13 protein-coding genes are annotated in these 13,822 nt (G+C 62.2%); 8 read left to right on the top strand and 5 right to left on the bottom strand.

Annotated features, from left to right (window positions below; all coding sequences use genetic code 11):
• The first annotated feature begins 118 nt into the window (after positions 1-118).
• From ACRWA7_RS14660 to ACRWA7_RS14635, 6 genes are read left to right on the top strand one after another with little or no spacing between them, the layout of a single operon-like run.
• Positions 119-982, top strand: coding sequence for an ABC transporter ATP-binding protein (locus tag ACRWA7_RS14660; protein WP_438391611.1), 864 nt, complete (start codon positions 119-121; stop codon positions 980-982).
• Positions 975-1,790, top strand: a complete 816-nt coding sequence (locus tag ACRWA7_RS14655) for an ABC transporter permease (protein ID WP_438391610.1) — start codon at positions 975-977, stop codon at positions 1,788-1,790. Before ACRWA7_RS14660 ends, ACRWA7_RS14655 begins: the two co-directional genes overlap by 8 nt.
• Complete coding sequence (locus ACRWA7_RS14650) at positions 1,787-2,782, top strand: ABC transporter substrate-binding protein (RefSeq protein WP_438391609.1); 996 nt, start codon at positions 1,787-1,789, stop codon at positions 2,780-2,782. The genes ACRWA7_RS14655 and ACRWA7_RS14650 overlap by 4 nt, the downstream gene beginning before the upstream one ends.
• A gap of 3 nt (positions 2,783-2,785) precedes the next feature.
• Positions 2,786-4,093 (top strand): amidase, encoded by a 1,308-nt coding sequence (locus ACRWA7_RS14645; RefSeq protein ID WP_438391608.1) that lies wholly within the window; start codon positions 2,786-2,788, stop codon positions 4,091-4,093.
• An 18-nt stretch (positions 4,094-4,111) separates the two neighbouring features.
• Positions 4,112-4,774 (top strand): GntR family transcriptional regulator, encoded by a 663-nt coding sequence (locus ACRWA7_RS14640; protein ID WP_060818158.1) that lies wholly within the window; start codon positions 4,112-4,114, stop codon positions 4,772-4,774.
• A gap of 37 nt (positions 4,775-4,811) precedes the next feature.
• Entirely contained in the window at positions 4,812-6,296 is a 1,485-nt protein-coding gene (locus ACRWA7_RS14635) for an amidase (RefSeq protein ID WP_438391607.1), read from the top strand.
• A gap of 39 nt (positions 6,297-6,335) precedes the next feature.
• Here ACRWA7_RS14635 and ACRWA7_RS14630 read toward each other — a convergent pair whose 3' ends face one another.
• On the bottom strand, positions 6,336-6,686 hold the full coding sequence (locus ACRWA7_RS14630) for a zinc ribbon domain-containing protein (RefSeq protein ID WP_438391606.1): 351 nt from the start codon (positions 6,684-6,686) through the stop codon (positions 6,336-6,338).
• Between the two features lie 140 nt (positions 6,687-6,826).
• Positions 6,827-7,336, bottom strand: a complete 510-nt coding sequence (locus tag ACRWA7_RS14625; RefSeq protein ID WP_438391605.1) for a DUF3592 domain-containing protein — start codon at positions 7,334-7,336, stop codon at positions 6,827-6,829.
• Positions 7,337-7,781: 445 nt separating this feature from the next.
• Here ACRWA7_RS14625 and ACRWA7_RS14620 point away from each other — a divergent pair, with 445 nt between their 5' ends.
• Positions 7,782-8,960 carry a TIGR03364 family FAD-dependent oxidoreductase gene (locus ACRWA7_RS14620; protein WP_438391603.1) on the top strand — a complete coding sequence of 393 codons (1,179 nt, stop codon included), beginning with the start codon at positions 7,782-7,784 and terminating at the stop codon, positions 8,958-8,960.
• Positions 8,961-9,041: 81 nt separating this feature from the next.
• Here ACRWA7_RS14620 and ACRWA7_RS14615 read toward each other — a convergent pair whose 3' ends face one another.
• The 3 genes from ACRWA7_RS14615 to ACRWA7_RS14605 all read right to left on the bottom strand — a co-directional run bounded on the left by ACRWA7_RS14615 (position 9,042) and on the right by ACRWA7_RS14605 (position 13,298).
• Complete coding sequence (locus ACRWA7_RS14615) at positions 9,042-9,542, bottom strand: hypothetical protein (RefSeq protein ID WP_438391602.1); 501 nt, start codon at positions 9,540-9,542, stop codon at positions 9,042-9,044.
• 134 nt (positions 9,543-9,676) lie between these two features.
• Positions 9,677-12,952, bottom strand: coding sequence for an ATP-binding protein (locus ACRWA7_RS14610; RefSeq protein ID WP_438391601.1), 3,276 nt, complete (start codon positions 12,950-12,952; stop codon positions 9,677-9,679).
• Positions 12,953-13,094: 142 nt separating this feature from the next.
• Entirely contained in the window at positions 13,095-13,298 is a 204-nt protein-coding gene (locus tag ACRWA7_RS14605) for a hypothetical protein (RefSeq protein ID WP_438391600.1), read from the bottom strand.
• A 153-nt stretch (positions 13,299-13,451) separates the two neighbouring features.
• Here ACRWA7_RS14605 and ACRWA7_RS14600 point away from each other — a divergent pair, with 153 nt between their 5' ends.
• Positions 13,452-13,775 carry a DUF4148 domain-containing protein gene (locus tag ACRWA7_RS14600; RefSeq protein WP_060818154.1) on the top strand — a complete coding sequence of 108 codons (324 nt, stop codon included), beginning with the start codon at positions 13,452-13,454 and terminating at the stop codon, positions 13,773-13,775.
• The last annotated feature ends 47 nt before the right edge of the window (positions 13,776-13,822 follow it).

The following is a 13,822-nucleotide window of genomic DNA, read 5'->3' as shown; positions in this document are numbered from 1 at the left end:
CCACACAGCGCGTGCGCATTCTTTTTTGACGCGGTGCAACGCGTTTTTTTGATTGTGCATTATGTGTTGTGCATCGCATCCTGCCACCAACACACTGTACGACCTCACGAGGACGAACATGAAGGGATCGACATCATCCGCAAGCACGGCGCTCGCGGACCCGCTGCATGTGCGGCAGCTCAGTCACGCGTTCGAGATGCCCGACGGCGCGAGCGTCAGCATCTTCGAGCAGCTCGATTTTTCGGTCAGGCACGGCGAGATCGTCTCGATCGTCGGACGCAGCGGCGCAGGCAAGAGCACGCTGTTCAATCTGATCTCGGGGCTGCTCACGCCGCAATCCGGCGATATCGGCATCAGCGGACGCGCGGATGGCGCGCTGGGCCGAATCGCTTATATGTTGCAGAAAGATTTGATGATGCCGTGGCGCACCGTGCTGCAGAACGCGCTGCTCGGGGTCGAACTGCATCGCAAAGTGCGCGCCGACGATATCGCCCGCGCAAGAGACATGCTCTCGCGCTACGGTCTCGGCGCGGTCGCCGATGCGTATCCGCACTCGCTCTCCGGCGGCATGCGCCAGCGTGTGGCGTTGACGCGCACGCTGCTCGTCGATCCCACGGTCGTGCTGCTCGACGAACCTTTCTCCGCGCTCGATTACGAAACACGTCTTGCGCTGGAAGACGACATCATCACGCTGCGCGAGCGAAGCGGCACGAGCGTGGTGCTCGTCACGCACGACATCGAAGAAGCCATTGCGATGAGCGACCGCGTCATTCTTTTGGGCGGCCGGCCCGCGACCATTCAGGACGAAATCGATATCGTGCTGACGACGCATGGCCCGCGCACCGCCGTATCCGCGCGTGAGGCCCCCGAATTCCGCTCGTTCCACGCGCGCGTATGGAACGGTTTGCGTGGACACACCGCATCCGCGAACACCGAACGCAGCGGGCAGCAACGCGCGCTCGCAGGAGCCGATCATGAGTGAAGCCGTTCTGCAAACGCCCGTCGCGGGCAAGCGGAAATCCGCACGACGCCAATCCGCGCGGCTCGGCACGACGAGCGCCGTGATCGGCATCGTCGTTGCGCTGGTCGTCGCGTGGCAGTTCGCCGTAAGCGCCGGGTGGATCAACGGCAAGCTGCTCGGCTCGCCCATGGGGATCTATGACGCCACCGTGATCGGACTGAAGCAGGGCACGCTCGCGACGGACACGTGGGTCACGCTGTACGAGACGCTCGCGGGTTTGGCGATCGGCAGCGCACTCGGTGTCGGCCTTGGCTTGCTGCTGTGGTTTTTGCCCGCTATTTCAGGGGCCGCGGAAGGGCTGTCGGTCATTCTCAACAGCATTCCGAAGATTGCGCTGGGACCGCTCATCGTCATCTGGTTCGGCTCCGATGCGACATCGAAAATATGGCTCGCGGGCATTTCCACCTTCGCTGTCGCGATGATCTCTTCGTGCGCGGCAGCGCGCGAAGTCGATCGCGACTTGCTCAACCTCTTCAAATCGTTTCACGCGAAGCCCTCGATGATCTTCACGAAGCTGATCCTGCCGAGCGCCTTGCCGTGGATCTTCTCGACGCTGCGCGTGAACATCGGCTTCGCGCTGATCGGCGCGGTGGTCGGCGAATACATCGCATCGCAGGCGGGGCTCGGACACGCGGTCTTCGTCGCGGGGTCGCTCTTCGATCTCAACACCGTGTGGCTTGGCATCATCGTGCTCACACTGATGGCATCGGTTCTTAGCTGGATCGTTCAACTCGCGGAAGCGAAGATCATTTCATGGAAGAAAAAATGAAAAAGACACACGCTTGGTTCTCAGGACTCGCCACGGCCTGCATGATCGCTTTCGGCGCAGGGCCCGCGCATGCGCAGTCGGGCGAGCCGGTCGTCATCTATCAGGCATTCCAGTCGATTCAATATCTTCCGCTCTATGTCGCGATCGACAAGGGCCTCTTCGCGAAGAACGGTCTCGCCGTGCAGAAGGTCACCGCAGGCAGCGGCGCGGCGGGCGTGGCCGCGGTCATCGGCGGACACGCGGACTTCTCGCTTCAGGATCCCATGACCGCGATGCTCGCCAATCTCAAGGGCGCATCGCTCGTGAACGTGGCGAACGTCGTTGCGGGCGTGCCGGTCTGGGTCATCACACCGAAGGACTCAAGGGTCAAAACCGTGGGCGACCTCGCGGGCACGAGCGTGGCGACGGCGCTGCCGCCCTCCACGAGCACGTATCTGTTGCAACGCCTGATCGCTGAACAGAAGCTCGCGAACGTCAAGATGAACACGGTGCAGATCGGCACCGAACTCGCGCCGGTGAGCGCGGGCCGCTCGGACGCGGCCGCGCTCTACATGCCGCAGGTGGAAACGGGACTCGCGCAAGGCTATCGAATCGTCTATGCCTTCCCGAAGGCGTATCCCGGCGGCTATGCGTTCTCGACCATCGACACGCTGAGCTCGACCACCAAGGGCAAGCCGAAGATGGTCGCAGCCTTCGTGAAGTCCATCGGCGAAGCGGAGGCCATCATTCAAAGCTCGCACGACACGGCGAAGGAAGTGGCGCGCGCGGAGTTTCCTTCGCTCGATCCGAAGATCGTCGATTCGGCGGTGCAGCGGCTGATCGATCAGAACATCTATGCGGCGACGCCCGATATCTCCGAACAGGCGTTTAGGAATGCGCTCGCGCTGCAGGAATCGATCGGCAACATCAAGCCGGGCGCGATCACTTACGCAAACGGCGTGGACAACTCGTTCGCTGCGGCCGTGAGCAAGACCAGCACCGCGAGCAAATGAACGATGAGCGGCCAACCGTGTTCATTGATTGCAACGATTCTCGCAAACCGGCACAACGAAGCAGCGGCGCGCGCCACGTTGCAAGAGGCGCAGGCACGCGCCGATACGCTCGAACCGTGGCTTCGCGCGTTCGTGCATCGGCCGGACGTGTATGCCGTGCGCGATGCGTGCACGCGTACCCTTGCGGGCGTACCCATCGGCGTAAAGGATCTCGTCGATACATGCGACATGCCGACCTGCTACGGCTCGGCCGCCTATGCGGGGCATCGCCCTGCGCGCGACGCCAGCATCGCTTCGTCGATACGCGCGCTCGGCGGTGTCGTGTTCGGCAAGACCGCGACGACCGAATTCGCGTGGCGCGATCCCGCAGCCACCGTCAACCCGTGGAACCGCGCGCATACGCCGGGCGGTTCGTCGAGCGGCTCGGCGGCAGCGGTCGCGGCGGGCATCGTGCCGCTCGCCATCGGCACGCAAACGGTCGGCTCGGTCGTGCGGCCCGCGGCCTATTGCGGCGTGGTCGGCTACAAACCTACGTATCGCAACATAGCGACGGAGGGCGTTCATCCGCTCGCGGCATCGCTCGATCATGTGGGCTTCTTTGCGCGCTCGGTGGAAGACATCGCGGTCGCTCACGCGCTGTTCGTCGAAGGCGCACACGCTGTACTCGACGATGAAACATCCTGGCGCAAACACTTTGGCGCAGCGCCAGAGATCAAGCTCGGCGTGATCCGCACGCCGTTCTGGGACGACCTCATCGCGCCGCATCAGCGCGACAATTTCGATGCTTCCCTGCAACGGCTGCGTGACGGCGGCGCGCAAATAGTCGAAGTCGAACTCGCAGCGGATCTGCGTGCGATGCGCGAAGCCACACTCACAATCCTTGCGGTCGAAGCCTATCGCGCAATCGGACACATCGGTGAGCGCGCGCCCGCGCTCGTTCGCGAGCAGATGCGCGCGTTGCTTGCGCAAGGCGCGGCCACGCCGCTTTCGACGTATCAGGACGCGTTGATGCTGCAGGCGACCGTGCGCGCGCAATCCGTAGCGCTTTTGCAAGGCTGCGATGCGCTGCTCACCGTTCCCGCAAGCGGCGAAGCGCCCGCAGGTCATGCCGATACGGGCGATGCGCGTTTCTGCGCACCGTGGAGCTTCGTCGGCGCGCCCGCGATGAACCTGCCCTCCGGCTGGAGCGAAGCGGGTTTGCCACTCGGCCTGCAAATCGTCGGCGCCATGCACGAAGACATGAAGCTGCTGCGCCTGGCGGCATCGATCCAAACAATGCTCGGGTTCGAAGCGCGCACCGTACCCGCATAACAAGACACGGAGACCACCATGACGCAGCCGTTTCGCACCATTGCGCAGTATGTGCTGGGCACACTGCGCACCGAGATACTCGCGGGCGTCTACGAGCCGAATTCGAGGCTGCGCCAGGAGGAAATCGCGAAGCGCCTGAATGTCAGCACGACGCCCGTGCGTGAAGCGTTTCGCGATCTGCGCGCGGAAGGACTGGTCTCGATTGATCCGAACAAGGGCGTCATTACGCGCGCGCTCAGCGCCAGGGACGTGAGCGAGATTTATGAACTGCGCATGGTGCTTGAACCCATGCTTGCCGCGCGCGCGTGCCTCAATGCCAGCGATGCGGCGCTCGCGGCAGCCGAGCAGGTGCATGACTCGATGTGCGCCACCACGTCGTCGGAGCATTGGGCCATTCTCAACGAAGAGTTCCATCAATGCCTCATGTCCGGCGAACGCGGCACGCGGCTCTTCGACATGGTGAAAAGCCTGTCGCTCGTCGCGCGGCCCTATGTTTCGCTGGCCATGCATATAGACGATGCGATCATGAACAGCAACAATCGCGAACACGCCGGATTGCTCCACGCCTATCGCACGCGCAATGAACAGGCGGCGTTCGAAGAAACGCGCGCGCATCTGGAAAACACACGCGATGCGATCGTCAAGGGCGTGGAGCAGACGCTGCCCGCGCAAGCCGCATGACGAACCGGCTCGACAGTTAGACACATAGACATTCCATATGGCTCTGGACTCGCTCACGACACTTTCCGCCGTCGAAGCACGCAGGCTCATCCGCGCACGCGAGCTGTCGCCGGTCGAACTGCTCGATGCGTGTATCGCGCGGATGGAAGCCATCGATCCTGCGATCAACGCACTCGCCGCACGCTGCTTCGAACGTGCGCGCATCGAAGCGCGCCGCGCCGAGGACATGGCGATGCGCGGCGGCGAGCTTGGGCTGCTGCACGGACTGCCGATCGGCGTGAAGGATCTCGAAGAGACCGCAGGCGTGCTGACCACGTATGGCTCCGCGCTCTTTCGCGACAACGTGCCCGCGCGCGACAACGCGATGGTGGCGCGCATCCGTTCGGCAGGCGCGATCGTCACGGCGAAGACCAACACGCCTGAAATGGGCGCGGGCGCGAATACGCGCAACGTCGTGTGGGGCGCGACGGGCAATCCGTTCGCGCCGATGCTGAACGCAGGCGGTTCGTCCGGCGGGTCCGCGGCAGCGCTCGCCACCGACATGCTGCCGCTTTGCACCGGCTCCGACACTGGCGGATCGCTGCGCATTCCAGCCTCGCTATGCGGCGTCGTGGGGTTCCGGCCATCGCCGGGGCTCGTTCCGAGCGATCGGCGCGAGCTTGGCTGGTCGCCGCTCACGGTAAGCGGCCCCATGGCGCGCAACGTCGCGGATGTGCGCCTGTTGCTCGCCGCGCAGGCCGGATACGACGCGCGTGATCCGTTGAGCTATCGTGACGACATCGAGCCGTTGCGCGGCCATGCGCTGGACGCATCGACGCTTCGCATCGGCTATACGGACGACTTCGGCACCTGCGCGCTCGACCACGCAACGCGCGCGACGTTTCATGCAAAGGTCGAAGCCATCAGACGTCATGTGAAAGTATGCGAGCCGGTCGACATTGATCTGAACGGAATCGACCGATGCTTCGACGTCATTCGCGCGCAGCAGTTCGTCGCGCAGTTCCGCGAAACCTATGAGCGCGATCCCGCACTGCTGGGTCCGAACACGCGCGCGAACTACGAAATGGGCGCGTCGATGTCGCTCGCGGATGCGGTCTCGACACATGCCACGCAAACCGCGTTATATCGTCGCTTTCAGGAGCAGGCGCGACACTATGACGTCATCATGTCGCCAGTGGTGTGCATTACGGCGTTCCCGTGGCGGCAGTGGCATCTCGACGCGATCAACGGCCAGCCGCTCGATACGTACTATCGCTGGCTCGGCCTTACCTATGTGATGTCGATGATGACGAACCCGTCTATGTCTCTGCCATGCGGCGTCGATCATGCGGCCGTGCCTTTCGGCATTCAACTGGTCGGCGCGCTGCGCGGCGATGCGCGATTGCTCGACATCGCGGAGGCGCTCGAAACGGCCTTTGCGAGCGACGATGCTCTGGCGCGTCCTACGCCGGCCCTGCACGCGCTCGCAGAACCATCGCGTGAACTCAAGTCCATCGTGACGCATCCGCCGTCGATCGCCTGATCGTTTCCGCGGCGGCGAGTTGGCATCACATGCACCGGCTCAGTGACTGATCATCCGGGGCCGGCCGCCCTCGTTGCTCTTCAAGCCCTGTTTCGATGCGACCGCCAGCTTCGGGTTCGAGCCGCGTCCGCTGCCGCATCCTGGACCGTGCCGATGCGGCGTATTCGATGCGCGCTCGTTGACCTGATGCGCGCAACGCTGTGTTGCCACCATCAACGACAACGCCGGCGAACCGAGCGTGCGTCGCGCGGCATTGCCGCAAGACTGACAGTTGGACGCATCGTCGCGTTCGGCAATGCGGCGCATCGCGGAAAAACCGGGATTTACCCGACGTGATGGACCCATCTTTGGCGTGGTGATCAGTAGCCTGGCCGAAGCACGTTCGCGCATGGGAATCGGAAGTAGACGTTAGTGGAAATAGAGTATGCATCGGGAAGCGACCCTGAACGGACAATTGGCCCGCCCCAAAGCAGCCATTTGATCGTCACCGAATGATGGAGTATCCGCGCCAATCGCGGGACGCTATTACATCATGACGATCGATTCCGCGTGCGCCGACGCCCCGAGCGAACAAAGTCCACAGTCTTCGCAAGCACCAGAATAAAGATCGACAGGGTGATGGCGTCCTCTAGATCGAAGGTCGCCCGATCCAGGACGGAGCGCAACGGATTGCTTGGATCATAATGCGCATGGACAGCGGAGCCGACCGGTCGCGATAGGCCATCTCGTTCCGCGGCGTGTTCGTAGCGGTACCAGTTCGCGTCGTATGCGTGAGGAATGCTGGAGCTCTCGGCGCTGTATGACTTACCGTTCACGATGTAGGTATATGTCCATGATGGCGCCCACAAATGGCTTCCGTATTTGAGAGTTTTGAAGATCGTATGCGTTGACGTGATTGTTGCTTCGGTCGAAGGCCATGTGCGCTCCAACGCAAGGAAGTAGAGTTTGGATCCGACAGTGGCACCGCTATATCCAAGGAGGCCAACGACAAAAATTGCCAAGAGCACGAGCAAAGTCGAGCCGAAAATTTTCAGACTCATAACCTATTCTTAAGGGTAGATGCAGTTGACTAAGTGGAGGATTGTCATCGGTCGACGTGACAAAGTTGAACGGCGCTTGCTGGCAGATTAACGCCATTAAACCGAGTCCCGCATATCATGCCAAGGATCTTTATTCTGTTGACGTCACAAAGTAGAAGAGGATTTCGTGCGAAGCTTTCTGCTGGGACGGCTGGACCTTGACATTGCGTGGTAACTGCTTCGCTCGAATCGGCTCAAAAGCCTGCGCGTAGGTTTCAGCGTAGGTTTTACAACGGAAGGCTTTCGCCTGAAGGGATGACGTTGTTCGGCAAGCATCGGGACCACCGGACAGTGCCGGCAATGAATGAAAAGCGATTGGACCAACGGGTGACCGGCTGCTTGGAGCAAGGCGGGTCGCATCGATTGAAAGACATGAAACCGCGCGTATTGTAGTACGCAAATATGAATGCCCATGACGACGACCCAAACTTCCCCTCATACCGATGTCGCCATTGTCGGCGCCGGCATTCTCGGACTGGCGCACGCTTATGCGTTCGCGCGGCGCGGCTTGCGCGTGACTGTTTTCGAGCGTAGCGGCACGCCGCTCGGCGCGTCCATTCGCAACTTCGGCATGGTGCTGGTCACCGGCCAGCCGCCGGGCGCAATGCATGCGCTCGCGTTGGCATCGCGGGAAATATGGCTTGGCTGGGCGCGCGAAGCGGGACTGCACACGCGGCGTTCAGGCTCGCTGATGTTCGCCCGCAGCCCGGCCGAAGCCCGCGTCATGGAGGCGTTCACTGAAACGCGCGCCCGGGAATCGGGCTACGACGCCGCCATGTTGCCGCGCGCCGCGCTAAACGATCTCTACGATGGCCGCTTCCGCAAACACCATGCCGCCATGCACGGCCGCGCCGACCTGCAGGTCTTTTCACGCGAGGCGATACCGGCGTTGATCAGCTACTTGCGCCGCGCGCATGGCGTGGATTTTCGCTTTGGGACGCTGGTGCGGAAGATCGATGACGGGGTGATCGATACAACGGCTGGCGCGTGGCGTGCGGAACACGTGGTCGTGTGCGCGGGACATGATTATTTGTCGTTGCTTGCGCCCGCGCTTGCGGCAATCGACCCACGCGTGTGCCGTTTGCAGATGCTCCGCGTCAGGTTGGCGAAGCCTTTTGCCCTCGATCATTCCGTGCTGACGGGTCTGAGCTGCCTGCATTACGGCGCATTTTCGGATTTGCCCGAAGCCGCCGCGCTGCATGACGAAATCGCCACGCGAGAACCCACGTTGCTCGAACATGGCATTCATTTGCTGGCAAGCCCGACTCCGGCAGGCGACATGATTATTGGCGACTCGCATGATTACGCTGAAGATCCGTCGCCCTTCAACGCGGCATCTGTCGACGACATGCTGCTCGCGCTCGCGCAGGACACGCTTGGCGGCGAGCTTGAAGTTATAGAGCGATGGCAAGGCGTTTACGGCGCACGGACCCGCACGTCGGACGCACCTTTTTCCGTGCTGCGCCCGGCGGCGAACATCACGGGCGTGTTCATGCACAGCGGCGTGGGAATGAGCATTGGGCCGGTATTGGGCGAACGTGTAGCCGCCCATCTGCTCGATGGCGCAGCGTTACCTAAGGTGTGACGCCGTGCCGCATGCTGGCGTTATTTGTCCATCAGCCACGATGGACAACCGGCAGCCACCAAGCGGTCACAACGACAACACTTAACCACCCGTACACGTGGAACTCGATAAATTCCGGAATTGATTGGACCAGTCACCGCTCATGGCAGCTTGCGCCGCCGCGAGCGACAAGTCCCCGGTACACACGCAGCGCTTCAGGAACACGGCAAGCCGCTCCTTGCGGCGCTGGCCCGCGCGGCCATCCCAGCGGCGAATATCCAGATTGGCTGTCGCCGTGGGGGAGCCGCCAAGCAATATCGGCATGCGGTGATCGAGTGCGTATTGCGACGCGGCAGCCGGGTCCACACGGCGTTGCTTGAGCAATTGTTCCTTTTGTCGCTGCAGGGTCTCGAACGGAGGCAGGACGTCGTCGGCGTAACCGGGACGGCAGATCGTGTCCACGATAGTCGACTGTGTCACGCGCGGATCCAGCAACCCGGGCTTCTGGGCGTGAGCAAGACTGCAGGCGGCGAGCAGGAACCACGCGGCGGCAAGCGCCAGGAGAGAACCATGCCGGTGATGCGAGGAAGGCCTTCTATTCATTCGGCAAGCGTGCCGCGCCAAAAACAGCGCGGCCAATGTCGGAGCGAGAGGAGGGCCTAATTAAAACACATGCGCGTCTCGATAACGGCAATGAACATTAATGGTGAACCCGGAGTCGGCAACAAATATAGACGTCAGCCGTCGTCCTGTGCCAGCGCGGCGTGTTGCGTCAGCGCCGTATCCAGCGCTGACGCTTCCTTGTTCAAGCGCGCGTAGGCGTCGTTGATTGCGGTCAGGTCAGACGGATGCGCGCCGCGCTCAAGACACGCGCGCTGTAACGCAATGCAGGCGTCGGCGAAAGGCGTTGCGCCGATCACCAGCGCCGCGCCCTTCATGCGGTGCGCAAGCTCCTGCACCCGGCGAAAGTCGCTCGCAGCGAGGGCCGCGCGGGATTCATCGAGATCGAGCAGGTTTGCCCATTTCAGTGCATCGATGAGCGGCGCGGCCTGAGCGCCGTAGCTTTTCAGAAGGTCTGCATCGAAACGGGGCGCGGGCGTAACGACGGCCAGCGCGGAATGGTTTTCGTGAGGCTGTGCCGGGGCATACGGCGGTGGCATCACCGTTTGCCGGCCGATCGTATTCGATGGGAAAGCCCGCGCTGGACCATAGGCACGCCTTCGCGTGGCAGGCTTCGAAAGCCGGATCGGCGCATCCGATACCGGAAAAAACCTCGCATACGCGTGCGGTGACGCATGCTCCGCCGTTTCTGGCGCAGCGCCGGGCTCCTGCGCGGCGAGCACGAGCGCATGGCGCAGCGCGTCGAGTCCCAGCGGCTTGACGAGGCACTGCGTCATCCCCGCCGCGAGCGCAAGATCGACGGCCTCGCGCTGCGCGTTCGCCGTCACGCCCACAATGGGTATCCGCGCGACCGGCAAACCGGCGTGCATGCGTTCGAATCCGGCTTCGCGCTTGCGGATCGCGCGGGCGAGGTCCTCGCCGCTCATCACGGGCATCGAGCAGTCGGTCAGGATCAGGTCGAATGGCGAATCTTCGAACCGTTGCTGTTCCCATCGCGCCAAAGCAGTTGCGCCTTCGCTGGCCGTTTCGATCTCGCAGCCAAGGTTTTGTAGCTGGCTCGTGAGCAGGATGAGATTGGCCGGATGATCGTCGACGACCAGTACCCGCAGACCCGCGCGCACGGGAGTTTCAGTATCTTCGGAAGCGCTGGCCGGCTTGTCGGCGGGCGGCACGGCGACCGGTAGGCTCACCTTGACCGTGAACCGGCTGCCCTGCCCCGGTGTGCTCTCCAACGTGACGGTGCCGTTCATCATGGTCATCAGCCGCCTGCAGATGCTGAGTCCCAGGCCGGTTCCGCCGAAGCGCCCAGGCCGCTCCTGACGCGCTTGCGTAAACGGCGCGAACAAGCGCGCCTGCTGATCCGCCGCAATCCCGAGACCGGTATCGGAGACAATGAGCATGAACGCGCAGCGCGTGTTCGTCAGCGCGATCGAATAGTCGATCGCGACCTCGCCGGCATCGGTGAACTTGATCGCGTTCGATAACAAATTGCCGAGCACCTGCCTCAGCCGCAACGCATCCGCCATGACCCACGCGTGCTCGCGCTCGCCGCTTGCACGCACTGTCAGCGTCAAGCCCTTCACACGCGTCGCCGGTTCGTAGATCGCCGCGACGCCTTTCACCCACGCGCCGAGTTCCATCGGCGCAGGCGTCAATGCCAGCCGCCCTGCTTCTATCTTCGCCATGTCGAGAATGTCGTCGATCATGCCGAGCAGATCGCGCGCCGCGCCGTGCGCCGTGCCCAGCGCCTTGACAGTCGATGCCCGGTCGCCCGGACTGCGCAACTCGAGTTCGAGCAAGCCCAACACGGCGTTCATTGGCGTGCGGATCTCGTGGCTCATCGCGGCAAGGAACGCCGACTTCGCGCGGTTGGCGCTCTCGGCGTCGTTTCTGGCACGCCGCATCGCCTCTTCGGCAGCACGTCGCCGAGCGACCTGATGTTTGAGCGATACACCCCAGCCGGCAAGTAATGCAAGCAGCGCCACCGCGAGCAGCGCGCCAAAAATGACTTGCGGACGCCGCCGCTCCCACTGGCTCTCGGGATGTTCGATCAGCAGCCATCGGCGGCGGATGGCGTCGAGTTCGGCGGGTTGCATCTGCGCGACGGCCTTGTTCACGATCGAAAGCAACATCGGCTCGCCGCGTGCGATAAGAAATCCGTGCTGTACGGGTTGATCGGCGAAAGCGCCCGTGATCGCGAGCTTGTCGCGGTACGGATTGCCTACCGCATAGTTCGCGAACGTCATGTCGATGATCGTCGCGTCCGCGTCGCCGTTCAGCACGGCGTCGAACTGGCCGGTAATCGGCGATGTCTCCACGATCCGCGCAGTAGGCACACGTTCGCGCAACATGGTCATCAACGCATGATTGCGCCATAGCGCAACGCGTTTTCCGTCGAGCGCGCGCGCGTCGCGAAGCGGCGCGGTTCCCGTGCGCGTCACGATCGCAAGCACGCCTTCGCCATAGGGCTTGCTCGGCACGAACTGCGGCGGAATCTGTCCCGTACTCAGTCCGTAGGCAATCAGGGCAGCGTCGCCATCGAAGATATCTTTGGTGACGGCTTCGGTCGAACCGCGCAAGTGACCCTTGAACGTCAGCCCGGTCAATGCGCCGATAGCCGACAGCATATCGACGGCGAGTCCCGCGGGTTTGCCGTTCGAATCGCGGAAAGTCATGGGCGCGGCATCCGCGTACATGGAGTAGTCGATGACGGGATGCGCCGCGATCCAGGCACGCTCCGCTTCGCTCAATTCGAGTGGTTGCGTGAACGTCACGTTCGCCGCGACGCCCCATCGCGCACGCACTTCCATGAGAAAACGGGCCGGCAATGCGGCGAGCGCCGCGTCCGCGCGACGCCGTAACGCTTCGCCCGTAGCGTCGGCGGCGAACGCAAAGCTGTAGCCGGCTTCGTCGAATGGTGCGAAGCCGGACAGCGTCAGGCTGATCAGATCGAAGTGGTCGACCGCATAACTTGCGATGACGAGATCGCCGACAAAAGCATCTGCATCGCCCAGGGAGACCGCGAGCAGCGCGCTCAGCGCATCGCGACAAGCGACCGGGTGCATTGATGGATATGCACTTCGCAACCGTTGCAGCGACGTTTGCGCCTCCACATAAGCAAGCCTTCCTGTGCGAACACCACCGACACGGCGCTCGACATAAACCTGCTTGGTCGCGACATAGGGCCGGCTATAGAGCAATGCGGGGCCACCATCATTACCGGTTGCGCCGGCCGCCATATCTATTCGATGCTGACGCAATGCGTCGATCATCGCGCTGCGGTCGGCGAAAGTCTGCCATTGAAGCGGCCTTTGCAACGCGCTTGCAATGTGCTGCGCAAAATCCGCGGACACGCCGCGCACCGAATTTTCCGATTCATTCGGATTACTCATTTCCATGGGCGGCAAGGCGCCCAGGACCGCACCGACAATCAATGGCCTTGGTTGACCGGTATTTAACAACGCATTCGGCGAAGCGTTCGCCGAAACGCAGATCAGAAACAACAGGAGAAATAATGCCGCGCGGTGCACCAGGTCAGGCGGTTTTATCGCGATGAGCGTCCTTCGTGAAGCCATGAGCAATTCCCCAGGGAAACGACGCAATGCACGCCTGTTTGATGAGGATCGCCAGTGTCGCAAATCCCGGTGACGAGGCCAATAAAGGATCGTGAAACAACGCATCGTCCGAGTTGGCACAGTGCTCACGTAAGGCTTCGTTAATCGAGAAGTAATGCGTCATTATTGCGGCGCTCACAACAATATTTAGCGAAATTCAGCGTTAATTAAATGCCTCTTGCGTGCCTACACTTTGGCATGTGTCGTGCGTTTTCGATAAACCGCCCGGTTTTCAAAGACGCGCGCTAGCAGCAAGGACAATCGAGGAGACACCGCCATGCTCAAAACACTTATTCCCGCAGTCGTGCTTGCAGCGTCATTAGGCGCACCCGTGCTCGCCAATGCGCAGCAATCCAGCGACACCGTCACCCGCGCCGCAGTCAAGGCGGATCTGGTCCAGATGGAACGCTCGGGCTATAACGTGGAAGGCGATCACACGAGCTACCCCGCGCAGACGCAGGCCGCCGAGCAGCGCGTGGAAACAAGTCAAGGCGTGATGGCGACGTCTTATGGACCGTCGGTGACGGGTTCGTCCGCGGCTGGAACGCGTGCGCTTGTTGCTCAGCCTGACGGTGCGCGCTCGACTTATTTCGGACAGTAAAACGAGCGCTAAGCAAGGGTTGAAACGATTTGGGCCTGATTGAATGA

The organism is Caballeronia sp. DA-9, from assembly GCF_051615025.1.
GTDB lineage: Bacteria > Pseudomonadota > Gammaproteobacteria > Burkholderiales > Burkholderiaceae > Caballeronia > Caballeronia sordidicola.
The sequence above is the reverse complement of the archived record's forward strand: the minus strand, read 5'-3'. Positions and strand labels throughout refer to the sequence as shown.

Excerpts from the sequence above, each read along its gene's own strand:
- ACRWA7_RS14660 (WP_438391611.1), top strand. The coding sequence starts at position 119 with ATGAAGGGATCGACATCATCCGCAAGCACGGCGCTCGCGGACCCGCTG.
- ACRWA7_RS14655 (WP_438391610.1), top strand. The coding sequence starts at position 975 with ATGAGTGAAGCCGTTCTGCAAACGCCCGTCGCGGGCAAGCGGAAATCC.
- ACRWA7_RS14650 (WP_438391609.1), top strand. The coding sequence starts at position 1,787 with ATGAAAAAGACACACGCTTGGTTCTCAGGACTCGCCACGGCCTGCATG.
- ACRWA7_RS14645 (WP_438391608.1), top strand. The coding sequence starts at position 2,786 with ATGAGCGGCCAACCGTGTTCATTGATTGCAACGATTCTCGCAAACCGG.
- ACRWA7_RS14640 (WP_060818158.1), top strand. The coding sequence starts at position 4,112 with ATGACGCAGCCGTTTCGCACCATTGCGCAGTATGTGCTGGGCACACTG.
- ACRWA7_RS14635 (WP_438391607.1), top strand. The coding sequence starts at position 4,812 with ATGGCTCTGGACTCGCTCACGACACTTTCCGCCGTCGAAGCACGCAGG.
- ACRWA7_RS14630 (WP_438391606.1), bottom strand. The coding sequence starts at position 6,686 with ATGCGCGAACGTGCTTCGGCCAGGCTACTGATCACCACGCCAAAGATG.
- ACRWA7_RS14625 (WP_438391605.1), bottom strand. The coding sequence starts at position 7,336 with ATGAGTCTGAAAATTTTCGGCTCGACTTTGCTCGTGCTCTTGGCAATT.
- ACRWA7_RS14620 (WP_438391603.1), top strand. The coding sequence starts at position 7,782 with ATGCCCATGACGACGACCCAAACTTCCCCTCATACCGATGTCGCCATT.
- ACRWA7_RS14615 (WP_438391602.1), bottom strand. The coding sequence starts at position 9,542 with ATGAATAGAAGGCCTTCCTCGCATCACCGGCATGGTTCTCTCCTGGCG.
- ACRWA7_RS14610 (WP_438391601.1), bottom strand. The coding sequence starts at position 12,952 with ATGAGTAATCCGAATGAATCGGAAAATTCGGTGCGCGGCGTGTCCGCG.
- ACRWA7_RS14605 (WP_438391600.1), bottom strand. The coding sequence starts at position 13,298 with ATGACGCATTACTTCTCGATTAACGAAGCCTTACGTGAGCACTGTGCC.
- ACRWA7_RS14600 (WP_060818154.1), top strand. The coding sequence starts at position 13,452 with ATGCTCAAAACACTTATTCCCGCAGTCGTGCTTGCAGCGTCATTAGGC.